Origin of the sequence: Burkholderia sp. NLJ2 (assembly GCF_049487195.1) — a bacterium.
Classification (GTDB): domain Bacteria; phylum Pseudomonadota; class Gammaproteobacteria; order Burkholderiales; family Burkholderiaceae; genus Burkholderia; species Burkholderia pyrrocinia.
The window spans coordinates 2,972,473-2,995,971 of the sequence record NZ_CP137808.1 but is presented as its reverse complement, the minus strand read 5'-3'; the positions used below and the strand labels follow the sequence as shown (position 1 = coordinate 2,995,971).

The following is a 23,499-nucleotide window of genomic DNA, read 5'->3' as shown; positions in this document are numbered from 1 at the left end:
CGGCCAAAGGCGCGTCGATTCGCGTCAATCATTGTCAAATCGGCGCCGCTGGCCGGGTGGCGCGTGCACAATGCGCGCAAGCGCTCGTCTGCCGGCCCGCGCCGGGCTCGGGACCGACGCTTGCCGCACCCCGGCTCGCCGGGAAGCCCGCCAGGCAGGATCGCGGCCGAGCATCGATCGGCCGTGCGGCCGTAACGGGGCGCCGGTCCGATGGCCGCGGCGCAGTGCGACGCGCGTGATGCGGAGGCGAGGTCTTCCGGTGCACGGCGCGTTGGTCCAGAACCGTGCTGAAGAACGATATTCGACCATGGCTATTCGCTCGACCTACCTGATCCTGCCCGCCGTCGCGATGCTGTTTTCCGGCTGCGCGATGCTGTCGTCGTCGCAGGAAAGCAAGCTGACCTGCCACATTCCGCGTGCCGTCTATCCGGACACCGCGAAGCCGCTCACGCGTCCGGCGACCGTGCTCGTGCGCGCGCTGATGACGACGTCCGGCGAAGCGCAGAACGTCACCGTGACGACGAGCAGCCGCAATGCGGCGGCCGATCGCGCGGCCGTCGACGCGATGACGCACGCGACCTGCGTGCAGACGGGCGCGACCGCGAATCCATTCCTGCTGACCCAACCGTTCGTGTTCGAGCCGCGACGCGGCGAGTGATGCGCGGATGGCGCGCCCTGCGCGCCGTTTTCCGGCCGGTTTTGTCTCCGTCGGGCCGCACCGTTTAGCGCGGCCGTCGAAAGTCGATACGCGCGGTCATTGCGCCGCGCGTGCCCGACGTTCAGTGCTGCGGCATCAGGTTCGCGCCGCGGCAGGCCTGTTCGGCCGAATTGCGCAGCCCGAGCATCGTGAATCCGTTGCGCTCCTGGCGAATCAGCGCATAGCGCCGCGCGACGGTTTCCCCGCTCTTGCCCGTCAGATCCAGTTCGACCTGAAAGCGGTCCTTGCTGTCCGAGCAGCCGCGCACGGGGCCGTACGCGAAGCCGGTGTCGGGCGCCTTGCTTTCCGCGTTGTAAGCCTGCCGGGCTTTCAGCGCGGCAGCGGCGGCGGCGGGCTCGCTCCATTCGCGCGCAAGCGCATCGTCCACCTTCAGCCATTCGTCGACGAAATCGCGGCCGTTGAGCGCCGCGGGCTGCACGCGTTGCACGGTGTCGCCGTCGACGCGGTAGCGAAAGATGCCCGGCCGAGTCATGACTTCGCTGTCGAGCGAGCCGACCGTCGCGCGCAGTTCGAAGCCGTCGGGGCGCACCTTGAAGCGGATCGCGTCGTCGTCGATCACGTAGCCGTGTTCGGTATGGAACAGCGTGCGTTGCGCGGTCGGGCCGTTTGCCGGTGCGAGGACGTCCGCGCCGAACCGGCTCCAGCGCGACGAGCACCACGGCGTGCCGTGCACGACCGCGACCTGCCCGCCGGGCAGCGCCGAGAACCAGAAGCCGCCGCCGTAGGCGCCGCCGATGTCCTTGTAATCGTCGGCCTGCCAGCGCAGCACGCGCCGCCAGCCGCCGTTTTCCCATGCATACGCGGTGAGCAGGTTGTCGTCGCCGCACGCGATGTCGAAGCCGGCGCGCACGAAGAGAAGCGGGCGGGACGTGCCGCCGCGTTCGACGTCGACGTCCGGATTGCGGCCGAACGCCGATTCGCCGGTTTTCAGCGAGGCCGATCGGGTCGATTGGGCAGATTGAGCCGGCACGCCGAGCGCGGCCGCGAGCGTGCGTTTCAGAGCAGCCGGTTCGACGTGTTCGTCGCTGCACGCGAGCCGCGCGTCGATCGCGCCGACGAGCGCCTGCTTGTACGCACGAAGCGCGTCGCGCAGCGGCGGCGAGATATCGACGTTGCCGCCACCGTCGCCTTGCGGATTGCGGACCTGTTGCACGCGGTGCTGTGCGTCGATTGCAGCGCGTGCGGCGGTGTCGGCGGCGGGGCACGCGCCGGCGGCCGATGCGACGGCCGGCAGCAGGGAAAGCGCGCACAGCAGCGGCGCGGCGTACTTCAGCGTGGTGTTCGTCATCGATGACTTGTTGTTCTGATTCTCTATCGTTCGAACGGGGAATCGTTACGGCCGACGATTCTCCGTGATCTGCGCGCCAGGGCACAGCGGCGGGCGTTTCAACCCGCGACGTCTTCCGCCTTCCAGTCCCCCGACTTCCCGCCGCGCTTTTCCCGCACGCTCACGTCGGTGATCACCATCCCGCGATCGACGGCCTTGCACATGTCGTAGACGGTCAGCAGCCCGACCTGCACGGCGGTCAGTGCTTCCATCTCGACGCCGGTCCGGCCGAACGTCTCGACCTGCACGACGCAGTGCACGCCCGGCAGCGCATCGTCGAGTTCGAAGTCGACGGCCACGCGCGTCAGCGCAAGCGGGTGGCACAGCGGAATGAGGTCGGCGGTGCGCTTCGCGCCCTGGATGGCCGCGATGCGCGCGACGCCGAGCACGTCGCCTTTCTTTGCCTTGCCGTCGCGGATCAGCGCGAACGTGGCCGGCAGCATCCGGATCGTGCCGCGCGCGATCGCGATGCGCCGGGTTTCCTGCTTGCCGCCGACGTCGACCATGTGCGCATGGCCGGCGGCATCGAAATGGGTGAGTCCTGACATGTCATGCTCCGTCTCAACGGGCGCTTATCATAGCAGTGGCATTCGCGTCGCCGGGGGCGCAGATGACGCATGCGCGGCACGAGACAGTCGCGCCGCCGCCGGTACAATGACCCGAATATTCAGACCAAACGCCGCGATGCGCGCCCGGCGCGCGGGACGGCGTCGTTTTCATCCTGCCATGCGTGTCAAACAGTTGCTTGCCGTGTCGCTGTCGGTCGCGCTCGCGTTGCCGCCGAGCGGCCATGCGCAGAGCGCGTCCGCGCCACCGCTCGAGCCGGCGGCCGGCGATTCCCCGTCGATTTCCACCGTGCCGTCCGGCATCGCGACCGGCGTGTTCGGTACGTACGGCGGCGCGGAGAGCCGGTTTGCGGGCACGGGCGGCGTGTCGGCGCCGGCCGCGAGCCTGCGCGCGCCGTTGCGCGCACTCGAGCTGCCCGACCTCGGCGACGGCTCCGGCGGTTCGTTGACGCCGCGGGCCGAGCGCCGGCTCGGCGAGCGCGTGATGCGCGAAGTGCGGCGCGACCCCGGCTATCTCGACGACTGGCTCGTGCGCGACTACCTGAACGCGATGGCGGCGCGCCTCGCGGCCGCGGCGGCCGCGCGCTATATCGGCGGCTACATGCCGGACTTCGACCTGTTCCCGGTGCGCGATTCGCAGATCAACGCATTCTCGATGCCGGGCGGTTTCATCGGGATCAACAGCGGGCTCGTCGTGACGACGCAGACGGAATCGGAGCTCGCGTCGGTGGTCGGCCACGAGATGGGCCACGTGCTGCAGCGGCACATCGCGCGGATGATCGGCGCGAGCGAGAAGACCGGCTACACGGCGCTCGCGACGATGCTGCTCGGCGTGCTGGCCGGCGTGCTCGCGAGAAGCGGCGATCTCGGCAGCGCGATCGCGGTGGGCGGGCAGGCGTATGCGGTCGACAACCAGCTGCGCTTCTCGCGTTCGGCCGAGCGCGAGGCCGATCGCGTCGGCTTCCAGTTGCTCGCCGGCGCGGGCTACGACCCGTACGGGATGCCGGGCTTCTTCGAGCGGCTCGACCGCGCGTCGATGGGCGATGCGGGCGTGCCGGCCTATGCGCGCACGCACCCACTGACCGGCGAGCGGATCGCCGACATGGAGGATCGCGCGCGTCGCGCGCCGTACCGGCAGCCGCGCCAGTCGGCGGAATACGGATTCGTGCGCGCGCGGCTGCGCGTCCTGCAGAACCGTGCGCCCACCGACATCTCGGCCGAGGCGCGCAGGATGCAGCTCGAGATCGACGATCGCACGGCGCCGAACGTCGCGGCGAACTGGTACGGCATCGCGCTCGCGAACACGCTGCTCGGCCAGTACGACGCGGCGGACAAGGCGCTCGCATCGGCGCACGGCGCGTTCGATGCGCGCGAGCGGCGCGAGGGCGACCCGGCGACCAGTTCGCCGAGCCTCGACGTGCTGGCCGCCGACATCGCGCGGCGTGCGGGCCGGACCGACGATGCGGTGCGGCTCGCGGCGCTCGCGCAGCGGCGCTGGCCGGCGTCGCACGCGGCGATCGTCGCGCACCTGCAGGCGCTGATCGCCGCGGGCCGCTTCACCGATGCGCAGGCGCTCGCACGCGCGCAGGCGAAGGCGGATCCCGAGCAGCCGGACTGGTGGGACTACCTCGCGAAGGCGAGCGACGGCAAAGGCGACGTGCTCGCGCGGCGCCGCGCGCTCGCCGAGAAATTCGCACTCGACGGCGCGTGGCCGTCGGCGATCCGTCAGCTGAAGGAAGCGCGCGACGCGAAGGACGTGTCGTTCTACGAGCAGTCGATCATCGGCGCGCGGTTGCTGGAATTCGAGGCGCGTTACAAGGAAGAGCGCGAGGACGACAAGAACGGCCGCGGTTAGCGGCCGGCGCCCGGCGAACGCGGGAAGGGCGGCTGTGGGTCAGTTGCCGCTGCCGGCCACGTCGCGTGCCTGTCGTGCCGGACTCACGACGTAGCCGAACCGCGCGGGCACGTCCGCGCACACGATGTGGCCGAGCGGCAGCGCGCGGCCGTCGCGCCAGCGCAGCACGGGCGGCGCGGCGTCGAAGTCCGCGTGATCGGCGAACAGCCCGAGGTCGTGATCGTGCAGCGCCGCGATGCGCGGCGGCGTGCCCGCATCGCGAAACAGCACGCCGCCTCCATCGTCGAGCCAGGCTTCGTCCGGTTCGAACGCCGAGCCTGTCTGGTCGGCGAGCGTGAGCTGCCCGTCACGCTCGGCGAGCCGGACGACCCACGGCGTATAGGCGAGCTCGACGTACACGCGCTGCGGCCCGTTCTGGAAGAACCACTGGCCCTGCGCGTCGCATGCGTAGTTGCGGCCGATGAACGCGTTCAGCGCCTCATGCCGGACCGGCGAACCGAGCTCGCCGGCCGCCTGCGCCGCGTCGTCGCGCAGCCGCCATTCGCCGCGCCGGTCGAGCAGCAGCCAGCCGGTGCAGTGCGGCACGTTCGGCCATTTGGCGAGCGCCTGCCTGACGATGTCATCCATGGTCGACGAATTTCGAGCAATAGCCGAACACCCGCGCCGACAGCCAGTCGAGGCGGCCGGGGAACGGCCCGGTCATGAATCCCGCGTGCCCGCCGGCCGCGGGCTGGTCGAGCTCGACGGCCGGCGATACGTCGGCCGGGCCCGGTAGCGCCGATTCGGGCAGGAACGGGTCGTTGCGGGCGTTGAGGATCAACGTGGGCACGTCGATCGCGGGCAGCAGCGGCCGCGTCGTCGCCTTCGTCCAGTAGTCGTCGGCGTCCGCGAAACCGTGCAGCGGCGCGGTCACGGCCTCGTCGAAGTCGCGCATCGTCACGGCCTCCAGCATCGCGTCGCGGTCGAACAACCCCGGATACTGGTCGAGCTTCGCGAGCGCCTTGCGCTTGAGCGTCTTCAGGAAGCTGCGCGTATAGATCATCGCGAACCCCTGCGACAGCGCGCGGCCGCCCGCATGCACGTCGATCGGCGTCGAGATCGCGGCGGCCGCCCGCAGGATCGACGTGTCGCTGCGATGCTCGCCGAGCCAGCGCAGCAGCACGTTGCCGCCGAGCGACACGCCGGCCGCGACCAGCGGCCCGCGATGCTGCGCGGCGAGCCGGCGCAGGATCCAGTCGACCTCGGCGCTGTCGGCGAGATGGTAGAAACGCGGCTGGCGGTTGATCTCGCCGCTGCAACTGCGAAAGTGCGGCACGACGGCGTGCCAGCCCTTCGCGCGTGCGGCGGCCATCATCGCGAGCGCATAGTGCGAGCCGGAGCTGCCTTCAAGGCCATGGAACAGCACGAACAGCGGCGCATCGGGCGGCGGCGCGGCGCTGTCGAGATACGCGACCCAGTCGAGATCGATGAAGTCGTGATCGGGGGTTTCCCATCGCTCGCGCCGGTATGCGACGGCCGGTCGTCGCGCGAACAGCGCGGGCACGATGGTTTGCGCATGGCTGTTCGGCAGCCAGCGTGGCGCGTGATAGCGCAGTGTGTCGTCGTCCGGGGCCGGAGCCCCGGCGAGCGGCGAGGTGGGCGGAGAAGCCGTACTCATGATCGCCCCGCGTATGCGTTGCTTCGTCTTTTCGTCAGTGCAGCGGGCCCTGCCCGTGACGGATCTTCGCGGCGAACTGCCCGGCCGCTTGTTCGGGAATCGGGCTCGCGTGGATGTGCGCGATGCGCCACTCGCCGCGTTCGTGAATCATCACGTACGTCGCGAAAACCATGTCGGGTTCGGCCGTCAGGTCGGCCTGCTGATGCGCTTCGGCGATCGTGTAGACGACCGTGCCGAGGCTGTCGTAGACGCGGATGTCGAGCGGTTCGATCGTTACCGGGCGCGTCGCGAGCCGGTTGGCGAGCCCGCTGCGGATCTGGTCGAGGCCGTGCAGATGCTCGCCGTCCGCCCATACGCAGCTGGCGAAATCCTCGTCGATCCACAACGCCAGCAGCGCGTCGAGATTGGCATCGGCGACGGCCTGGTAGTAGGCGTTCAGCGTATCGGCAGCGGCTTCGAAGAGGCGGGCAAAACGTGGCATCGGGGTTGTCTCTCGCGCGCGTCGCGCGCCGTATTCAGCACGGCGGCCCGGAGGGGGCCGCCGCACACCGGTGAATCGGATTGCCCGGCGCGTCGTGCGACGCTGCCGGCCAGGGTCAGCGTTGCCCGACGAGCATGCCGCGCAAATCGCCGAATACCTGCTCGGGACCGAGTTCGCGCAGGCACTTCAGGTGGCCGAGCGGGCACTCGCGCTCGAAGCAGGGACTGCATTCGAGATGCAGCCATTGTACCTTCGCCAGGTCCGACAGCGGAGGGGTGTGGCGCGGATCGGTCGATCCGTACAGCGCGACGAGCGGCCGGCGCAGCGCGGCGGCGACGTGCATCAGCCCCGAATCGTTGGTGACGACCGCGTTCGCGCGCGCGATCAGCGCGCACGCCTCGGACAGCGACGTCTGCCCGCACAGGTTGCGCACGTTCGGCGCGTGGTCGGCGATCGCCTGCGCGGCCGCGGCGTCCTTCTGCGAGCCGAGCGCGACGATCTGCGTGTACGGGAACGACTGGTGCACGATCGTCGCGAGCGTCGCGAAGTGCTCGGGCGGCCAGCGCTTGGCCGGGCCGTATTCGGCGCCCGGGCAGAACACGACGAGCGGCTTGCGCGTATCGAGATTGAAGCGCGCGGACACGCGCGCCGTCTCGTTCAGGTCGGCGTCGAGGCGCGGTGCGGGCAGCGTCTTCATCGATTCGGGCAGCTTCGCGCCCGGCGCGTACGCGAGCGCCGCGTAGTGCGTCGTCATCGGCGGCCGCTCGCCCGACTTGGTCGGATTCGCGTGCCGCACGTTCAACAGCCCGTAGCGGTGCTCGCCCGTGTAGCCGATCCGCAGCGGGATGTTCGCGAGCCACGGGATCACCGCGGACTTCAGCGAATTCGGCAGCACGTACGCCGCGTCGTAGCCGACGTCGCGCAGGTCGCTCGCGAGCTGCCAGCGGCGCAGCAACTGCAGCTTGCCGTGCGCGAGATCGGTCGCGTAGACATCGTGGATCTCGGGCATCCGCTCGAGCACCGGCGCGACCCACGAGGGTGCGACGGCATCGATCGCGATGCGGGGATGGAGCTTCTTCAGCAGCGCAAAAAGCGGCTGCGCCATCAATGCGTCACCGATCCAGTTCGGTGCGATAACCAGCGCTCGACGCATCAGGTGGACTTCCGATGTCGTAATGAAGCACGGCGCGCGGGCGCCGCGTTCGGGTTGCCAGAATGGGGAAGGGCGGCGCGCCGGGCATCCGGCTGCGCCGCCTCGCGAGTGGCGGGCCCGCGGGCCCGGCCGCCCGGGCTCAGTGGCCCTTGACGACCTCGCCGTCGCGCAGCTTGTAGCGCGTGCCGCAGTACGGGCAGCGTGCCTCGCCGTGCGAGACGTCGATGAAGACGCGCGGGTGCGCGCTCCAGCGCGCCATGGCCGGGTTCGGGCAGTAGGCGGGAAGATCCTTGGCCGTCAGCTCGACCAGCGGCATTTCCTTGATTTCACTCATGAGACTTTCTCTTATCACTCTTTTGTGGGGCGGTCGGTGGCGCGGCGCGCTCAGACCTTCGTCAGCCAGTGCGCGTACTTCGCGTTCTTGCCGGACACGATATCGAAAAACGCCGACTGGAGCTGTTCCGTAACGGGGCCGCGCGCGCCGCTGCCGATCGTGCGGTTGTCGAGCTCGCGGATCGGCGTGACTTCGGCGGCCGTGCCGGTGAAGAACGCTTCGTCGGCCGTATAGACCTCGTCGCGCGTGATGCGCTTCTCGATCACCTCGATGCCGGCGTCCTTCGCGAGCGTGATGACGGTGTCGCGCGTGATGCCGTCGAGGCACGACGCCAGGTCGGGCGTGTACAGCTTGCCGTTGTTCACGAGGAAGAAGTTCTCGCCGGAGCCTTCCGACACGTAGCCGTCGACGTCCAGCAGCAGCGCTTCGTCGTAGCCGTCGGCCGTCGCTTCCTGGTTCGCCAGGATCGAGTTCACGTACCAGCCCGACGCCTTCGCACGCACCATCGACACGTTCACGTGGTGGCGCGTGAACGACGACGTCTTCACGCGGATGCCCTTCGCGAGGCCTTCCTCGCCGAGGTACGCGCCCCACGGCCATGCGGCGATCGCGACGTGGATCGTGTTGCCCTTCGCCGACACGCCGAGCTTTTCCGAGCCGACCCAGATGATCGGGCGCAGGTAGCACGACTCGAGCTTGTTCTCGCGCACGACTTCGAGTTGCGCGGCTTCGAGCGTTTCCCGGTCGAACGGCACGTCCATCTGGAAGATCTTCGCCGAATTCAGCAGACGTTTCGTGTGCTCGCGCAGGCGGAAGATCGCGGTGCTGCCATCGGCCGTCTTGTACGCGCGCACGCCCTCGAAGACGCCCATGCCGTAGTGCAGCGTATGGGTCAGGACGTGGATCTTGGCGTCGCGCCAGTCGATCAGCTTGCCGTCCATCCAGATCTTGCCGTCGCGGTCGGCCATTGACATAGGATTCTCCTGGGATGCGGTTGTGTGCAGCGTTGAGCCGGAAAGACGGTTATTTTAGCGTCATTTGGCGACGATCCGGTCGGCCGGCACAGGGGCGGCGCTATAATCGCCCGGTACCGATTCCAATAACGATGGGGCGTACCGGCAGGAGGCGCCGGCGTCCCGACGAACCGCCCGCTGCGGCCCGCTTTCCCATGCTCGCTCGATTGTCCGCCACCGACCGCTTCGCGCTGATCCAGGGCGCGCGCGACTATTCCCCGACACTGATGGCGATCCTGTCCTGGGGGCTCGTCACCGGCATCGCGATGAGCAAGTCGGTCATGACGCTCGGGCAGGCGAGCGCGATGTCGCTGCTCGTCTACGCGGGCTCGTCGCAGCTCGCGGTACTGCCGCTCCTCGCCGCGAAGCTGCCGATCTGGACCGTGCTGCTCACGGCCGCGATGGTCAACACGCGCTTCGTGATCTTCAGTGCCGGGCTGGCTCCCCATTTTTCCTACCTGCCGCTGTGGCGGCGCCTCGCGATCGGCTATTTCAACGGCGACGTGATCTACCTGCTGTTCCAGAAACAGGGCTTCGCGAACGGCCACGTGCCGGGCAAGGAAGCGTATTTCTGGGGGATGGCGCTCGCGAGCTGGCTGTCGTGGCAGGTGTCGTCGCTCGCCGGCATCCTGCTCGCGAGCTTCTTTCCCGCGAGCTGGGGGCTGGAACTGGCCGGCACGCTCGCGCTGATCCCGATCATGGTGTCGGCGGTCGCGAACCGCTCGACGCTCGCGGCCGTCGCGGTCGCGGGCATCGTGTCGCTCGTCGCGTTCGACCTGCCGTACCGGCTCGCGCTGCCGCTCGCGGTGCTCGCCGCGCTCGCGGCCGGCAGCATGGCCGATTTCTTCGTCGAACGGGCCGACTGGCGGCGCATCCGCACCGAAACCGTGCACGAAAAGGAAATCGAATGAGCGCGACGGAGATCTGGATCGTCATCATCGGGATGACGATCGTCACGGCCGTCACGCGCGCGCTGTTCCTGATCGGCGGCGAGCGCACCGTGCTGCCCGAACGCGTGCAGCGCGCGCTGCGCTACGCGCCGGCGGCCGCGCTCGTCGCCGTCGTGCTGCCCGACGTGCTCGAAACGCCGGCCGGGCTGTCGTTCGCGCTGTCCAACCATCCGTTCTACGCGGCGCTCGCCGGCCTCGGCTGGTTTTTGTGGCGGCGCAGCATGCTCGGCACGATCGTCGTCGGGATGCTCGTGTTCACCGCGCTGCGCGTGATCTTCTGATGGGCCGCCGTTCCGGCCCGCCGGGCGCCGGCCGCGCGCGCGCGTGCATTGCTGCGTTGCGGCAATGTGTCCGTTGCCGCGCGCGATCCCAAATAGGCGGAATTCGCCGCCGCACGGGTCAGTCTGCCGGGTGGATCGGCTAGAATGCCCGTTCGAGATTTTTTACCCGTGCGCGTCATGCGAACCGCCAGCCACGGCCGCATCCGGCGCCCTTTCGCGGCAGCCCGCGCACGTCCAGCGTGAACCCCCTTTCCCCATCCACTACTTCAATCTGTTCAACATGAGCCAAGTCAAGCGTCTTACCGACCTGATCGCCGCCGGCCAGCTCGCCGGCAAGCGGGTGTTCATCCGCGCCGACCTGAACGTCCCGCAGGACGACCAGGGCAACATCACCGAAGACACGCGCGTGCGCGCGTCCGTGCCGGCCATCCAGGCCGCGCTCGACGCCGGCGCGGCCGTGATGGTCACGTCGCACCTCGGCCGTCCGACTGAAGGCGAATTCAAGCCGGAAGACTCGCTCGCGCCGGTCGCGAAGCGTCTCGCCGAGCTGCTCGGCCGCGACGTGCCGCTCGTGTCGAACTGGGTCGAGAACGGCGTGAACGTCGCGCCGGGCCAGGTCGTGCTGCTCGAGAACTGCCGCGTGAACAAGGGCGAGAAGAAGAATTCGGACGAGCTCGCGCAGAAGATGGCGAAGCTCTGCGACGTGTACGTGAACGACGCATTCGGCACCGCGCACCGCGCGGAAGCGACCACGCACGGGATCGCGAAGTACGCGCCGGTCGCGTGCGCGGGCCCGCTGCTGGCGGCCGAACTCGACGCGCTCGGCAAGGCGCTCGGCAACCCGGCGCGCCCGCTGGTGGCGATCGTCGCCGGCTCGAAGGTGTCGACCAAGCTGACGATCCTGAAGTCGCTGGCCGGCAAGGTCGACCAGCTGATCGTCGGCGGCGGCATCGCGAACACGTTCATGCTCGCGGCCGGTCTGTCGATCGGCAAGTCGCTCGCGGAAGCCGACCTCGTCAACGAGGCGAAGGCGATCATCGACGAAGCGCGCGAGCGCGGCGCGTCGGTGCCGATCCCGACCGACGTCGTGACGGCCAAGGAATTCTCGCCGACGGCCGCGGCCACGGTGAAGCAGGTCGCCGACATCGAAGCGGACGACATGATCCTCGACATCGGCCCCGATACGGCCAAGGCGCTCGCGAGCCAGCTCGAGAAGGCCGGCACGATCGTGTGGAACGGCCCGGTCGGCGTGTTCGAGTTCGACCAGTTCGGCAACGGCACCAAGACGCTCGCCGAAGCGATCGCCAAATCGTCCGCGTTCTCGATCGCTGGCGGCGGCGACACGCTCGCGGCCATCGCGAAGTACGGCATCCACGACCAGGTCAGCTACATCTCGACGGGCGGCGGCGCCTTCCTCGAGTTCCTCGAGGGGAAGAAGCTGCCGGCGGTGGAAGTGCTCGAAACGCGGGCGGCCTGAGCGTGGCGGCGCGCGCAGGGGTGACGAAGGCCGCGCGCTCCGCGAAAGCGGAGCAGCCGGCCGGCGCGGGCAAGCGCAAACGCGCGCCCGCGCGGGCGAACTCCACCCCGCGCGCACCGGCGGCCGCCGGCGACGCGGCCGTGCAGCACCACGAGATTCAGAACAAAGCGATGCCGGGCGCAAGCACCGGCACGCCCCCCGGAACGGCCGCCGCTGGGCCCGCCGTGTCCGGCTCTCGCAGCGTTTCACCCAGCGCATCCACCTTGATCCAGATGAGGAGTTTCATGCAGCGCGCCACCAAGATAGTCGCCACGATCGGCCCGGCTTCCAGTTCGCCGGAGATTCTGCTGCAGATGATGCAGGCGGGCCTCGACGTCGTGCGGCTCAATTTTTCGCACGGCACGGCCGACGATCACCGCCAGCGCGCCGAGATGGTGCGCGAGGCCGCCCGCAAGGTTGGCCGCGAGATCGCGATCATGGCCGACCTCCAGGGCCCGAAGATCCGCGTCGGCAAGTTCGAGAACGGCAAGACCTCGCTCGAGCCGGGCCAGGCCTTCATCCTCGACGCGGGCTGCGAACTGGGTAACGACGAACGCGTCGGCCTCGACTATAAGGAGCTGCCGCGCGACCTGAAGCCGGGCGACCTGCTGCTGCTGAACGACGGCCTGATCGTGCTGACCGTCGAGCGCGTGCTCGGCGACGAGATCCACACGATCGTCAAGGTGGGCGGCGAGCTGTCGAACAACAAGGGGATCAACCGCCAGGGCGGCGGCCTGTCGGCGCCCGCACTGACCGCGAAGGACATGGAAGACATCCGCACCGCGATGTCGCTCGGCGCGGATCTGGTGGCGGTGTCGTTCCCGAAGAACGCGACCGACATGGAAATGGCGCGCCAGCTCGCGAACATCGCGGGCGCGCCGTACGGCATCAAGCCGAAGATGATCGCGAAGATCGAGCGCGCGGAAGCGATTCCGGCGCTGCAGAGCATTCTCGATGCGTCCGACGGCATCATGGTCGCGCGCGGCGACCTCGCGGTGGAAGTGGGCAACGCGGCCGTGCCGGCGCTGCAGAAGCGGATGATCCGGATGGCGCGCGAGTCGAACAAGCTCGTGATCACCGCGACGCAGATGATGGAATCGATGATCCATGCGCCCGTGCCGACCCGCGCGGAAGTGTCGGACGTCGCGAACGCCGTGCTGGACGGCACCGACGCGGTGATGCTGTCGGCCGAGACGGCCGCCGGCAAGTACCCGGTCGTCACGATCGAGACGATGGCGGCCGTGTGCGTCGAAGCGGAAAAATCGGAACACGTCGAGCTGGACAAGGATTTCCTCGACCGCACGTTCACGCGGATCGACCAGTCGATCGCGATGGGCGCGCTGTTCACCGCGTACCACCTGGGCGCGAAGGCGATCGTCGCGCTGACCGAATCGGGCGCGACCGCGCTGTGGATGTCGCGCCACTACACGCACGTGCCGATCTTCGCGCTGACGCCGCGCGTCGGCAGCGAGCGCACGATGGCGCTTTACCGCAACGTGACGCCGCTGCACGTCGACTTCAACAGCGACCGCGACAGCGCGCTGCAGGTGGCGCTCGAGACGATCGTCAAGCGCGGCTACGTCGCGCACGGCGACATGGTCGTGCTGACCGTCGGCGAACCGATGGGGCAGGCGGGCGGCACCAACACGCTGAAGATCGTGCGGGTCGGCGAGCACTACTGAGTCGGGCGTTCGCCGAGCGCCAGGCCGGCCCGCGGGCCGGCGGTCCGGGTCGATCGAATTCGATCCGTCACCGTTTCTCACGCGAAAGCCGCGCGGGGTCGAAGCCCCGCGCGGCTTTTTTTCTCTTTTTTGCCCGCATTGTGCCGTGCGAACGTAACAAATTGCGAGTGGGCGCCACCGGGCGGTCGGAATCGGAGGCGCTTCGCGATAAAATGCCGCTATTCGACGCTCAGCCGTGCCGCGCCACCCCGGTTCGAACGGGGGCGAGTGCCGCGCCGGCGTCAGGGCGCACCGGTTTTCATTCCAAGGAGTTCCACAATGCCTCTCGTATCAATGCGTCAATTGCTGGACCACGCGGCAGAGCACGGTTACGGCCTGCCGGCCTTCAACGTGAACAACCTGGAGCAGGTCCAGGCGATCATGGCGGCAGCGGACCAGGTCGGCGCGCCCGTGATCATGCAGGCATCGGCCGGCGCGCGTAAGTACGCGGGCGAGCCGTTCCTGCGCCACCTGATCGAAGCGGCAGTCGAGTCGTACCCGCACATCCCGGTCGTGATGCATCAGGATCACGGCCAGTCGCCGGCGGTCTGCATGGGCGCGATCCGCAGCGGCTTCACGAGCGTGATGATGGACGGTTCGCTCGAAGCCGACGGCAAGACGGTCGCGTCGTACGAGTACAACGTCGACGTGTCGCGCAAGGTCGTCGAGATGGCGCACTCGATCGGCGTGACGGTCGAAGCCGAACTCGGTGTGCTCGGCTCGCTCGAGACGATGAAGGGCGACAAGGAAGACGGCCACGGCGCGGAAGGCACGATGACCCGCGAGCAGCTGCTGACGGATCCGGAGCAGGCGGCCGACTTCGTGAAGCTCACGCAGTGCGATGCGCTCGCGATCGCGATCGGCACGTCGCACGGCGCGTACAAGTTCTCGAAGAAGCCGACGGGCGACATCCTGTCGATCCAGCGCATCAAGGAAATCCACGCGCGCATCCCGAACACGCACCTCGTGATGCACGGTTCGTCGTCGGTGCCGCAGGAACTGCTGGCCGAGATCCGCGAATTCGGCGGCGACATGAAGGAAACCTACGGCGTGCCGGTCGAGGAAATCCAGGAAGGCATCAAGCACGGCGTGCGCAAGATCAACATCGACACCGACCTGCGTCTCGCGATCACCGGCGCGATCCGTCGTTACCTGTTCGAGAACCCGGGCAAGTTCGATCCGCGCGACTACCTGAAGCCCGCGCGCGAAGCCGCGAAGCAGGTCTGCGTCGACCGCTACCTCGCGTTCGGCTGCGAAGGCCAGGCCGGCAAGATCAAGCCGGTGTCGCTCGACAAGATCGCCGAACAGTACAAGTCTGGCGCGCTCGCGCAGGTCGTGCGCTGAGACTGTAGTACGATTGCCCCGCCCGATTCTGTCGTTTGGCAGGGGCGGGCCGCCAGGCCGGACCTGATCCGGCCCCAGGCAGCCGTTCCGTCCGGCCGAACAAGGGCCGGCCGGCAACCGCCCGGGCGTTGTCCGGCCGGTTCGCCGACGTATTGCAAGACCGCCGTTCCCGCCTGCCGCGGGGAACGGCGTTTCCCTTTTTGTTTGGCTCCTTATCTGCGAAAAGACGATGTCTACCCTTTACGAATCCACGCTCCGCTCGCTGCCGCTCCTCGGTCGCGGCAAGGTCCGCGATAACTACGCGGTCGGCAACGACAAGCTCCTGATCGTCACGACCGACCGTCTGTCGGCATTCGACGTGGTGATGGGCGAGCCGATTCCGAACAAGGGCCGCGTGCTGAACCAGATGGCGAACTTCTGGTTCGACAAGCTCGCGCACATCGTGCCGAACCACCTGACGGGCGACGCGCCGGAAGCGGTCGTCGCGGCCGACGAGGTCGAGCAGGTGACGGGCCGCGGCGTGGTCGTCAAGCGCCTCGAGCCGATCATGATCGAAGCGGTCGTGCGCGGCTACCTGGCCGGCAGCGGCTGGAAGGAATACCAGGCGTCGGGCGCCGTGTGCGGCGTGCAGCTGCCGGAAGGCCTGCAGAACGCGCAGAAGCTGCCCGAGCCGATCTTCACGCCGGCCGCGAAGGCCGAGATGGGCGAGCACGACGAGAACATCACGTTCGAGGAAACCGAGCGCCGCATCGGCACCGAGCTGGCCGCGACGATCCGCGACATCTCGATCAAGCTGTACAAGGAAGCGGCCGACTACGCGGCGACGCGCGGCATCATCATCGCCGATACGAAGTTCGAATTCGGCCTCGACAACCACGGCAAGCTGTACCTGATGGACGAAGTGCTGACGGCCGATTCGTCGCGCTTCTGGCCGGCCGACCAGTACGAAGTCGGCACGAACCCGCCGTCGTTCGACAAGCAGTTCGTGCGCGACTGGCTCGAGGCGCAGCCGTGGGGCAAGACGGCGCCGGCGCCGGCGCTGCCGGCCGATGTCGTCGAAAAGACGGCCGCGAAGTACCAGGAAGCGCTCGAGCGCATTACGGGCCAGTCGCTCGCCTGAGCGAGCTTTGCATGGGACCGGAGTAAGTGCTGAAGCGCCAACTCCGGTCGACCGCCGTGGGCTGGAGTAAGCGCTGAAGCGCCAACTCCAGCCAGCCACGGCATGGGACCGGAGTAAGTGCTAAAGCACTAACTCCGGTCGACCGCCGTGGGGCTGGAGTAAGCGCTGAAGCGCCAACTCCAGCCAGCCACGGCATGGGACCGGAGTAAGTGCTAAAGCACTAACTCCGGTCGACAGGAAACTGACGAAATGAGTGAAGTCCAGACTGCCCACACGCACAGCGCGCCGCTCGTCGGCGTGCTGATGGGTTCGAGTTCCGACTGGGACGTGATGAAGCACGCGGTAGCGATCCTGCAGGAATTCGGCGTGCCGTACGAAGCGAAGGTCGTGTCCGCGCACCGGATGCCCGACGAGATGTTCGACTACGCGGAGAAGGCGCGCGAGCGCGGGCTGCGCGCGATCATCGCGGGCGCCGGCGGCGCCGCGCACCTGCCCGGCATGCTGGCCGCGAAAACCACGGTGCCGGTGCTCGGCGTGCCGGTCGCGAGCAAGTACCTGAAGGGCGTCGATTCGCTGCACTCGATCGTGCAGATGCCGAAGGGCGTGCCCGTCGCGACGTTCGCGATCGGCGAGGCCGGTGCCGCGAATGCCGCGCTGTTCGCGGTGTCGATCCTGTCCGGCACGTCGGTCGACTACGCGAACCGGCTCGCCGCGTTCCGCGTGCGCCAGAACGAAGCCGCGCACGCGATGGTGCTGCCGCCGCTGGAATGACGGCGCACCGGCGGCCGCGCGTCGCGGCTGCCTGACCTCCCCACTGCGACGGGCAGCGCCCGCCGCGACCGACCACTGACATGACCGCAACTCCTGATTCCGTTTCCCCGATCCTGCCCGGCGCGTGGCTGGGCATGGTCGGCGGTGGCCAGCTCGGCCGCATGTTCTGCTTTGCCGCCCAGGCGATGGGCTATCGCGTCGCCGTGCTCGATCCCGATCCGACGAGCCCCGCCGGCGCGGTCGCCGACCGCCACCTGCGCGCGGCCTATGACGACGAAGCCGCGCTCGCCGAGCTGGCCGACCTGTGCGACGCGGTGTCGACGGAGTTCGAGAACGTGCCGGCCGCGAGCCTCGATTTCCTCGCGCGCACGACGTTCGTCGCGCCGGCCGGCCGCTGCGTCGCGGTCGCGCAGGACCGGATCGCGGAGAAGCGCTTCATCGAGGCGTCGGGCGTGCCCGTCGCGCCGCACGTCGTGATCGAATCGTCGGGCGCGCTCGCCGCACTCGACGATGCCGCGCTCGACGCGGTGCTGCCGGGCATCCTGAAGACGGCACGCCTCGGCTACGACGGCAAGGGCCAGGTGCGCGTGCGCACCGCGCAGGAAGCGCGCGACGCGCATGCGGCGCTCGGCGGCGTGCCGTGCGTGCTCGAGAAGCGCCTGCCGCTGAAATACGAAGTGTCGGCGCTGATCGCGCGCGGCGCGGACGGCCGCTCGGCCGCATTCCCGCTCGCGCAGAACGCGCACCACAACGGCATCCTTGCGCTGACGGTCGTGCCCGCGCCGGCCGCCGATGCCGCGCGCGTCGAAGAGGCGCAGCAGGCGGCCGTGCGGATCGCCGATACGCTCGGCTACGTCGGCGTGCTGTGCGTCGAATTCTTCGTGCTGGAAGACGGCTCGTTCGTCGCGAACGAGATGGCGCCGCGCCCGCACAACTCCGGCCACTACACGGTCGATGCGTGCGCAACGAGCCAGTTCGAGCAGCAGGTGCGCGCGATGACGCGCATGCCGCTCGGCAACCCGCGCCAGCATTCGCCGGCCGCGATGCTGAACATCCTCGGCGACGTGTGGTTCCCGAACGGCGCGGCGGCCGATGCCGTCACGCCGCCGTGGGACACGGTCGCGGCGATGCCGACTGCGCACCTGCATCTGTACGGCAAGGAAGACGCGCGTGTCGGCCGCAAGATGGGCCACGTGAACTTCACGGCCCAGACGCGCGACGAAGCCGTCGCCGCGGCCACCGCGTGCGCGCAGCTGCTGCGCGTGCCGCTCGACTGAGGCGCCAGCCGATGTCGATCGATCTCCCGAACTCCGTGACGCCCGCGCAGATCGACGCGGCCGCCACGCTGCTCGACGCGGGGCAACTGGTCGCGTTCCCGACCGAAACCGTCTACGGGCTCGGCGGCGACGCGGCGAATCCCGAGGCCGTCGCGCGCATCTACGCGGCGAAGGGGCGGCCCGCGAACCATCCGGTGATCGTGCACCTGCCGCCGGGCGGCGATCCCGGCTACTGGGCCGACGTGCTGCCCGCCGATGCGCAGGCGCTGATCGATGCGTTCTGGCCGGGCCCGCTGACGCTGATCCTGAAGCGCCACGCGCGCATTCCGGACGCCGTGAGCGGCGGGCAGGATTCGGTCGGGCTGCGCTGCCCGTCGCATCCGGTCGCGCAGGCGCTGCTGGCCGCGTTCAGCACGCGGCGCGGCGGGCACGGCGGCGTTGCCGCGCCGTCCGCGAACCGGTTCGGCCATGTGAGCCCGACGACCGCACAGCACGTGCGCGACGAATTCGGCGACACCGTGCACGTGCTCGACGGCGGCGCATCGGAAGTCGGTATCGAATCGACGATCCTCGACCTGTCGCGCGGTTTCCCCGCGCTGCTGCGCCCGGGCCACGTGACGCCGCAGCAGATCGCCGACGTGCTCGGTCGTGCGCCGCGGCTGCCGGACGGCAGCGACGCGACCGCGCCACGCGCGTCGGGCACGCTGAAGGCGCATTACGCGCCGCGCACGCCGCTCGCGCTGCTGCCGTTCGATGCACTCGAGCTGTTGCTCGCGGCCGCGCAAACCGACGGCGAGCGCGTCGCGCTCGTCGCACGCGCGTCGCGCGCGGGACGCTGGGCGCAGGCCGACGGCGTTCATTTCATCGCGGCGCCGGAAGATCCGCAGGCCTACGCACGCGACCTGTACGGGATGCTGCGTGCGCTCGACCGCGCGCAGGTCGCGCGCATTCTCGTCGAGAAGCTGCCCGAGACCGTCGAATGGATTGCCGTCAACGATCGCCTCGGCCGTGCGGCGGCCGCGTTCGAAGCGCAGGGGTGAGCGCGGCAGCGACGCACGTGCCGACGCCGTAGGTCGCTCGCCGACGAGCATGCATTGTGCGACGCGTCGGGATCGGAAAAACAAACGCCCGACCGGTGAACCCGGTCGGGCGTTTTCGCTTGTGTTCGCGTTCGCAGGCGCGAAGCATCCGCGGTCCGGTCCGCGGCAGCTGCGCGGACCGGACGCGGTGCTTACTTGCCGACGCCGGTCGCCGCGATCTGCTTCTCGACGAACTGTGCGGTCAGCTGGCCCATGTGCGTCGACGGGTGGACCGTGTCGGCGAACATGTAGGTCTGGTCCGCGTTCGCGGCCGTGTAGGTCTGCGGCGAGCAGAACAGCGACGAGCCGAATGCGCTCGGCATCGGCGCGCCGAACGCCTTCGCCGCGTTGACCATCGCCTGCAGGTTGCACGCGGTGCCGGTGTTCGACACCGTGAAGCCGTTCGCCTGGAAATTGGCCGTGATGCCGTCCTGCCACGTGAAAACGTCCATCAGCACGTACTTGGTCGTGTCGACCTTGAGCGCCTGCAGCGTCCCGACGAGTGTCTGGTTGAACAGCCCCGACAGCTGCGTGAACGCCGCCTGCGTGCCGCCTGCCACTGCCAGCGGCGTGCCGCCGATGTCCGGCATGTTCGACACGAACACGTGCGTGCCGCCTGCCGCGACGATCTGCTGGACGATGCCTGCGTACTGCTGCGCGGCGAGCCCGATCGCCTGGGCCGCCGCGAGCTGCGCGGCGGGCGTGTTGCCTTGCGCCTGCGCGACCGCCGCCTGATAGAAGATGTCGTTCGCACCGCCGTTGAGCAGCACGATCTGGCCCGCGTTGAAGCTGCCGTGCTGTGTCAGGTACTGCTTGACCTGGTCGGCGATCGGCGTCGTCGTCGCCTGCGCGTAGTCGGAATTCGGCACGCTCGCGTCCGCGTGGCCGATACCCGGCTGCAGCGTGACGCGCGCGCCGCCCTGCGCGTAGCCGAGGCCGCCCGTCGCCTGCAGCGGGATGCCGAAGCCGCCCTGGTTCGCGGGCTGCAGCGTGTCGCCGTAGTAGGTCGCGACGAGCTGCGGCCAGACCTGCCCCGGGTTGGTCGTGAAGCGGCCGCCGCCGAAGCCGAGCTTGATCTGCGAATAGGTGCCGGCGTCGGACAGGCTGTCGCCGAACGATACGATCTGCATCTTCACGCCCGACGGCGGCGTGTTCGACGCGCTGTTGTTGTTGTCGTCGCCGCCGCCGCACGCGGCGAGCAGCGCGAGCGCGGCGCCCGCGATCGCGACCTGCGCGGTGCGCAGCAGGCGTTGCCGGGTATGCGACGGGAATTGTTGTTGTGACTGCATCGTTCGATCTCCTCGTAGATATGGCCTGATGTGTTTCTCATCTGCCGCGTGCCTGCTCGGAACCGGGCTGCGCGGCGGCCGTTGGCTGAAACGGTTATTGGTCACGCGCAGCCGCAAGCGGCACGGTGCGCGGATCCTGGTTCGCGGCCTCGTCGATCTGCGCATGATAAGCGCTCGCCCACTCGGGCGGGCCGAAAATCGCGCGCAGCTTGTTGCGCCATCCGTCGACGCGCAACGCGTCGGCCGCCATCGACACCCACTCGTGGAACGTCGCGACGAGCGGGTTGTTCGAGCCGAGCCGCTCGACGATCCCGTACTGCGGCGGGTCGTCCGGCGTTTCCTCGACATAGCTGCCGAACAGGCGATCCCAGATCACCAGGACGCCTGCGTAATTGCGGTCGATGTAGCGCGGGTTGCGTGCATGGTGCGCACGGTGGATCGACGGTGTGTTGAGCACGTACTCGAGCCAGCCGAGCTTGCCGATCGCCTGCGTGTGCACGAAGAACTGGAACGCGAGGTTGATCAGCACGATGCCGACGACCTGTTGCGGCGGAAAGCCGGCGAACGCGAGCGGCAGCCAGAACACCCACATGCCCGCGACGGGGTACATCAGGCTCTGGCGGAACGCGGTCGAGAAATTCATCCGCTCGGACGAGTGGTGCACGACGTGCGCGGCCCACAGCCAGCGCACGCGGTGGCTCGCGCGATGGAACACGTAGTAGAGGAAGTCCTGCGCGACGAACAGCACTGCGAACGACAGCCAGCCGTCGTGCCACGTGAACAGGCGATAGTGTTGGTAGCAGTAAGCGTAGACGGGGATCACGAAGAGCCACGCGACCTTGTCCGCGCCCTGGTGCATCAGCGCGAGCGCCGCATTGCACAGCGTGTCGCGCCACGCATAGACGTGGTCCTGCGCACGTGCGCGGGCGAGGTGCCAGGCCTCCCACGCGATGCAGAGCAGGAAGACGGGCGCCAGCGCGAGCAGAAGCAATTCGACGTCGAATCGCATGGGCGTGTCTCCTCCTTTCCCCTGCAGGCCGTGAGGCCGGGCGTGCAGCCCGTTGTAGATATCGATCAGGCCAACAGCCTACGCAATCGCCACGCGCTAGGCGAGGGGGCAGCGTAGAGGGTTCCCTCTGAGGACAGGGTTTCTACGGAAACCGTGCGGCGCGGGGCCGGGCGGTGCGGCCCCGTTTTACGGACATGGCTGGCGTGCGGTGCGTCGCGTGCCGGTGGCGGCCGTTTCAAACCGCGAAGGGCGGGATTCCGTGTGCGGGGCGGCGGCAGGCCGCACGGGCCGCCCGCCAGGGCTGCCCGATGCGCGGTGCCGCCGCGTGGCCGGCGCATGCCGACGCCGGCCGAGGGGCGGGGATGCGCCGCATCGCGGCGCGCGAGCCGTCAGTGTGCGCCCGCGTAGATCCATTCGAGCAGCGAGTCGTGCGCGGCGCGCGCGCCTTCCGCGTGATCGTTGTTGATGAAGCTGACGACGATGTAGCTCTGGCCGTCGGCGCCGGCGACGTAGCCGGCGATTGCGCGCACGTCGCGCAGCGTGCCGGTCTTGATGTGCGCGTTGCCCAGCACGCCGGCGTTGGTGAGGCGGTTCTTCATCGTGCCGTCGATGCCGGCGATCGGCAGCGAATCGACGAACGCCTGCGCGACGGGGCTCGCGTTCGCAGCTTGCAGCAGCGCGGCGAGCGACAGCGCGCTCACGTGTTCTTCGCGCGACAGCCCCGAGCCGTTTTCGAGCACGAGGTCCGGCATCGCGATCCCGTTCTTCTGCAGGAACGCCTGGATCGCGCGGCTCGACTGCTCGGGCGTCGCGGGCGGCTTGCCGCTGACCGCGCCGATCGTCAGGAACAGGTTGCGCGCCATCACGTTGTTGCTGAACTTGTTGATGTCGTAGACGATGCTGCCGAGCACCGGGCTGTGATGCACGGCGAGCGGCCGTGCGGTGGTCGGCACCTTGCCTTCGCTCACCGGCCCCGCGATCGTGCCGCCATCCTGCCGCCACAGCGCAAGGAAGCCGCGTGCGAAGAACGTCGTGTGATCGAGGATCGCGAGGTTGGTCGTGTGCGCGCCGCAACGCAGCGGATAGTCGCCGGCGAACGACGCGGTCATCATCCCGCTGCCGGCCGTCAGCGTCGGGCGCGCGGCCGCGGCGGCCGCGCTGCACGAGCCCGTGCCTTCGACCAGCTGGTTGTCGATCGACAGGTCCGCGAGCGGCGGCAGCACGTCGACGGCCACCTTGCCGTCGTCGCCCGGCGTGACCGTGAACGACACGGCCTTGAACGCGTACAGCAGCGGATCGGGGCCGACGTTGTACGGGGCGCTCGCGTCGTCGTCGAACGACGGCAGGTCGCGCGTCGATGCCGCGAAATAGCTCTTGTCGAGCACGAGGCCGCCGGCCACGCGCTTGATGCCGGCCTTGCGGATCTTGTCGACGAGATCGATGAGTTCTTCCGGCACAAGCTTCGGATCGCCGGTGCCCTTGATGTACAGGTTGCCCTGCAGCGTGCCGTCGGGGTCGACCGTGCCGTCCGTGTAGGCGGTCGTGCGCCAGCGGAAGTCGGGGCCGAGGATCGACAGGCCCGAGAAGGTCGTGACGAGCTTCATCGTCGACGCCGGCATCATCGGCCGGCTCGCATTCCACGCGATCAGCGGTTCCGGGTCGCCGACGCGCTCGACGACGACGCTCATCGCCGACGCCGGCACCTTCGCACGCTGCAGCGAGACGAGCACCGATGCCGGCAGGCCGGCTGCACGCGCGGCGGGCGACACGACGGCCGTCTTGTGCGCTTCCTTGTGGGATTTCTTGCGGGCTTGCGCGGGCGGCGCGAAGGCCAGGGCCGTGCAGGTGGCGATGACGGCGGCTGCGCGCAGGCAGGCGCGGGTGCTCGGGGCGAACCGGGCGGACAGGGTGGAAATCGGCATGGACGAATACGGGTAAGCAGGGGCTCGGGCGGCGCGTGCGTCGCGCGCAAGCGCACATTGTAGAGACAAGTGGGCAAATGCCCGCTGAAATCGCGTGTTGTGCCGCATGGCGGCAT

The 23,499-nt window shown here is 69.0% G+C and carries 23 protein-coding genes; 11 read left to right on the top strand and 12 right to left on the bottom strand.

The window, feature by feature from the left end; all coding sequences use genetic code 11:
• Positions 1–307 precede the first annotated feature (307 nt).
• On the top strand, positions 308–658 hold the full coding sequence (locus tag R9B84_RS13810; RefSeq protein ID WP_069747142.1) for a TonB family protein: 351 nt from the start codon (positions 308–310) through the stop codon (positions 656–658).
• A gap of 121 nt (positions 659–779) precedes the next feature.
• On the opposite strand, the gene R9B84_RS13805 is transcribed toward R9B84_RS13810, so the two are convergent.
• Positions 780–2,006 (bottom strand): hypothetical protein, encoded by a 1,227-nt coding sequence (locus R9B84_RS13805; RefSeq protein ID WP_423758358.1) that lies wholly within the window; start codon positions 2,004–2,006, stop codon positions 780–782.
• 98 nt (positions 2,007–2,104) lie between these two features.
• Positions 2,105–2,593 carry a cyclic pyranopterin monophosphate synthase MoaC gene (moaC, locus tag R9B84_RS13800; protein ID WP_174419830.1) on the bottom strand — a complete coding sequence of 163 codons (489 nt, stop codon included), beginning with the start codon at positions 2,591–2,593 and terminating at the stop codon, positions 2,105–2,107.
• A 178-nt stretch (positions 2,594–2,771) separates the two neighbouring features.
• Here moaC and R9B84_RS13795 point away from each other — a divergent pair, with 178 nt between their 5' ends.
• Complete coding sequence (locus tag R9B84_RS13795) at positions 2,772–4,466, top strand: M48 family metalloprotease (RefSeq protein ID WP_423758357.1); 1,695 nt, start codon at positions 2,772–2,774, stop codon at positions 4,464–4,466.
• A gap of 39 nt (positions 4,467–4,505) precedes the next feature.
• Here R9B84_RS13795 and R9B84_RS13790 read toward each other — a convergent pair whose 3' ends face one another.
• From R9B84_RS13790 to R9B84_RS13765, 6 genes are all read right to left on the bottom strand, one after another.
• Complete coding sequence (locus tag R9B84_RS13790) at positions 4,506–5,093, bottom strand: DUF2946 family protein (protein WP_423758356.1); 588 nt, start codon at positions 5,091–5,093, stop codon at positions 4,506–4,508.
• Entirely contained in the window at positions 5,086–6,123 is a 1,038-nt protein-coding gene (locus R9B84_RS13785; protein ID WP_423758355.1) for a hydrolase, read from the bottom strand. Before R9B84_RS13785 ends, R9B84_RS13790 begins: the two co-directional genes overlap by 8 nt.
• A 34-nt stretch (positions 6,124–6,157) precedes the next feature.
• The gene (locus R9B84_RS13780) at positions 6,158–6,604 is read right to left on the bottom strand and encodes a nuclear transport factor 2 family protein (RefSeq protein WP_034178922.1); all 447 of its coding nucleotides are present in this window, start codon (positions 6,602–6,604) and stop codon (positions 6,158–6,160) included.
• Positions 6,605–6,719: 115 nt separating this feature from the next.
• Positions 6,720–7,757, bottom strand: a complete 1,038-nt coding sequence (gene waaF / locus R9B84_RS13775; protein WP_047898928.1) for a lipopolysaccharide heptosyltransferase II — start codon at positions 7,755–7,757, stop codon at positions 6,720–6,722.
• Between the two features lie 139 nt (positions 7,758–7,896).
• Positions 7,897–8,091, bottom strand: a complete 195-nt coding sequence (locus R9B84_RS13770) for a zinc-finger domain-containing protein (protein WP_006749970.1) — start codon at positions 8,089–8,091, stop codon at positions 7,897–7,899.
• A 50-nt stretch (positions 8,092–8,141) separates the two neighbouring features.
• Positions 8,142–9,065 carry a branched-chain amino acid transaminase gene (locus tag R9B84_RS13765; protein ID WP_423758354.1) on the bottom strand — a complete coding sequence of 308 codons (924 nt, stop codon included), beginning with the start codon at positions 9,063–9,065 and terminating at the stop codon, positions 8,142–8,144.
• Between the two features lie 194 nt (positions 9,066–9,259).
• Between R9B84_RS13765 and R9B84_RS13760 the strand changes: the two genes are divergently transcribed.
• The 3 genes from R9B84_RS13760 to R9B84_RS13750 all read left to right on the top strand — a co-directional run bounded on the left by R9B84_RS13760 (position 9,260) and on the right by R9B84_RS13750 (position 11,812).
• On the top strand, positions 9,260–10,015 hold the full coding sequence (locus R9B84_RS13760; protein ID WP_423758353.1) for an AzlC family ABC transporter permease: 756 nt from the start codon (positions 9,260–9,262) through the stop codon (positions 10,013–10,015).
• Positions 10,012–10,335 carry an AzlD domain-containing protein gene (locus R9B84_RS13755; protein ID WP_065499287.1) on the top strand — a complete coding sequence of 108 codons (324 nt, stop codon included), beginning with the start codon at positions 10,012–10,014 and terminating at the stop codon, positions 10,333–10,335. Before R9B84_RS13760 ends, R9B84_RS13755 begins: the two co-directional genes overlap by 4 nt.
• 280 nt (positions 10,336–10,615) lie before the next feature.
• Complete coding sequence (locus tag R9B84_RS13750) at positions 10,616–11,812, top strand: phosphoglycerate kinase (protein WP_069257480.1); 1,197 nt, start codon at positions 10,616–10,618, stop codon at positions 11,810–11,812.
• Positions 11,813–11,969: 157 nt separating this feature from the next.
• Here the strand turns inward: R9B84_RS13750 and R9B84_RS13745 are convergent, their stop codons facing one another.
• The gene (locus R9B84_RS13745; RefSeq protein WP_261309823.1) at positions 11,970–12,098 is read right to left on the bottom strand and encodes a hypothetical protein; all 129 of its coding nucleotides are present in this window, start codon (positions 12,096–12,098) and stop codon (positions 11,970–11,972) included.
• Here R9B84_RS13745 and pyk point away from each other — a divergent pair.
• The 6 genes from pyk (at position 12,097) to R9B84_RS13715 (ending at position 19,124) form a co-directional block, all read left to right on the top strand.
• Positions 12,097–13,533, top strand: a complete 1,437-nt coding sequence (gene pyk, locus R9B84_RS13740; protein WP_423758352.1) for a pyruvate kinase — start codon at positions 12,097–12,099, stop codon at positions 13,531–13,533. The two genes, R9B84_RS13745 and pyk, sit on opposite strands and share 2 nt — an antisense overlap.
• A gap of 318 nt (positions 13,534–13,851) precedes the next feature.
• The gene (fba, locus tag R9B84_RS13735; RefSeq protein WP_047898922.1) at positions 13,852–14,916 is read left to right on the top strand and encodes a class II fructose-bisphosphate aldolase; all 1,065 of its coding nucleotides are present in this window, start codon (positions 13,852–13,854) and stop codon (positions 14,914–14,916) included.
• Between the two features lie 229 nt (positions 14,917–15,145).
• Positions 15,146–16,036: a phosphoribosylaminoimidazolesuccinocarboxamide synthase gene (locus tag R9B84_RS13730; protein WP_423758351.1), complete on the top strand. Its 891-nt coding sequence runs from the start codon at positions 15,146–15,148 to the stop codon at positions 16,034–16,036.
• Positions 16,037–16,285: 249 nt separating this feature from the next.
• Complete coding sequence (gene purE, locus R9B84_RS13725) at positions 16,286–16,807, top strand: 5-(carboxyamino)imidazole ribonucleotide mutase (protein ID WP_006413303.1); 522 nt, start codon at positions 16,286–16,288, stop codon at positions 16,805–16,807.
• Between the two features lie 80 nt (positions 16,808–16,887).
• Entirely contained in the window at positions 16,888–18,084 is a 1,197-nt protein-coding gene (locus tag R9B84_RS13720; RefSeq protein WP_423758350.1) for a 5-(carboxyamino)imidazole ribonucleotide synthase, read from the top strand.
• Positions 18,085–18,095: 11 nt separating this feature from the next.
• On the top strand, positions 18,096–19,124 hold the full coding sequence (locus R9B84_RS13715) for an L-threonylcarbamoyladenylate synthase (protein ID WP_423758349.1): 1,029 nt from the start codon (positions 18,096–18,098) through the stop codon (positions 19,122–19,124).
• Between the two features lie 191 nt (positions 19,125–19,315).
• Here the strand turns inward: R9B84_RS13715 and R9B84_RS13710 are convergent, their stop codons facing one another.
• From R9B84_RS13710 to dacB, 3 genes are all read right to left on the bottom strand, one after another.
• Positions 19,316–20,452, bottom strand: coding sequence for an SGNH/GDSL hydrolase family protein (locus tag R9B84_RS13710; RefSeq protein WP_423758348.1), 1,137 nt, complete (start codon positions 20,450–20,452; stop codon positions 19,316–19,318).
• Between the two features lie 94 nt (positions 20,453–20,546).
• A complete protein-coding gene (locus tag R9B84_RS13705; protein WP_423758347.1) occupies positions 20,547–21,461 on the bottom strand; it encodes a sterol desaturase family protein in 915 nt (304 codons plus the stop codon).
• A gap of 389 nt (positions 21,462–21,850) precedes the next feature.
• Positions 21,851–23,383 (bottom strand): D-alanyl-D-alanine carboxypeptidase/D-alanyl-D-alanine endopeptidase, encoded by a 1,533-nt coding sequence (gene dacB / locus R9B84_RS13700; protein ID WP_423758346.1) that lies wholly within the window; start codon positions 23,381–23,383, stop codon positions 21,851–21,853.
• Positions 23,384–23,499: the final 116 nt, after the last annotated feature.

Coding starts and splice junctions, on each gene's coding strand:
- R9B84_RS13810 (WP_069747142.1), top strand. CDS start 308: ATGGCTATTCGCTCGACCTACCTGATCCTGCCCGCCGTCGCGATGCTG.
- R9B84_RS13805 (WP_423758358.1), bottom strand. CDS start 2,006: ATGACGAACACCACGCTGAAGTACGCCGCGCCGCTGCTGTGCGCGCTT.
- moaC (WP_174419830.1), bottom strand. CDS start 2,593: ATGTCAGGACTCACCCATTTCGATGCCGCCGGCCATGCGCACATGGTC.
- R9B84_RS13795 (WP_423758357.1), top strand. CDS start 2,772: ATGCGTGTCAAACAGTTGCTTGCCGTGTCGCTGTCGGTCGCGCTCGCG.
- R9B84_RS13790 (WP_423758356.1), bottom strand. CDS start 5,093: ATGGATGACATCGTCAGGCAGGCGCTCGCCAAATGGCCGAACGTGCCG.
- R9B84_RS13785 (WP_423758355.1), bottom strand. CDS start 6,123: ATGAGTACGGCTTCTCCGCCCACCTCGCCGCTCGCCGGGGCTCCGGCC.
- R9B84_RS13780 (WP_034178922.1), bottom strand. CDS start 6,604: ATGCCACGTTTTGCCCGCCTCTTCGAAGCCGCTGCCGATACGCTGAAC.
- waaF (WP_047898928.1), bottom strand. CDS start 7,757: ATGCGTCGAGCGCTGGTTATCGCACCGAACTGGATCGGTGACGCATTG.
- R9B84_RS13770 (WP_006749970.1), bottom strand. CDS start 8,091: ATGAGTGAAATCAAGGAAATGCCGCTGGTCGAGCTGACGGCCAAGGAT.
- R9B84_RS13765 (WP_423758354.1), bottom strand. CDS start 9,065: ATGTCAATGGCCGACCGCGACGGCAAGATCTGGATGGACGGCAAGCTG.
- R9B84_RS13760 (WP_423758353.1), top strand. CDS start 9,260: ATGCTCGCTCGATTGTCCGCCACCGACCGCTTCGCGCTGATCCAGGGC.
- R9B84_RS13755 (WP_065499287.1), top strand. CDS start 10,012: ATGAGCGCGACGGAGATCTGGATCGTCATCATCGGGATGACGATCGTC.
- R9B84_RS13750 (WP_069257480.1), top strand. CDS start 10,616: ATGAGCCAAGTCAAGCGTCTTACCGACCTGATCGCCGCCGGCCAGCTC.
- pyk (WP_423758352.1), top strand. CDS start 12,097: ATGCAGCGCGCCACCAAGATAGTCGCCACGATCGGCCCGGCTTCCAGT.
- R9B84_RS13745 (WP_261309823.1), bottom strand. CDS start 12,098: ATGAAACTCCTCATCTGGATCAAGGTGGATGCGCTGGGTGAAACGCTG.
- fba (WP_047898922.1), top strand. CDS start 13,852: ATGCCTCTCGTATCAATGCGTCAATTGCTGGACCACGCGGCAGAGCAC.
- R9B84_RS13730 (WP_423758351.1), top strand. CDS start 15,146: ATGTCTACCCTTTACGAATCCACGCTCCGCTCGCTGCCGCTCCTCGGT.
- purE (WP_006413303.1), top strand. CDS start 16,286: ATGAGTGAAGTCCAGACTGCCCACACGCACAGCGCGCCGCTCGTCGGC.
- R9B84_RS13720 (WP_423758350.1), top strand. CDS start 16,888: ATGACCGCAACTCCTGATTCCGTTTCCCCGATCCTGCCCGGCGCGTGG.
- R9B84_RS13715 (WP_423758349.1), top strand. CDS start 18,096: ATGTCGATCGATCTCCCGAACTCCGTGACGCCCGCGCAGATCGACGCG.
- R9B84_RS13710 (WP_423758348.1), bottom strand. CDS start 20,452: ATGCAGTCACAACAACAATTCCCGTCGCATACCCGGCAACGCCTGCTG.
- R9B84_RS13705 (WP_423758347.1), bottom strand. CDS start 21,461: ATGCGATTCGACGTCGAATTGCTTCTGCTCGCGCTGGCGCCCGTCTTC.
- dacB (WP_423758346.1), bottom strand. CDS start 23,383: ATGCCGATTTCCACCCTGTCCGCCCGGTTCGCCCCGAGCACCCGCGCC.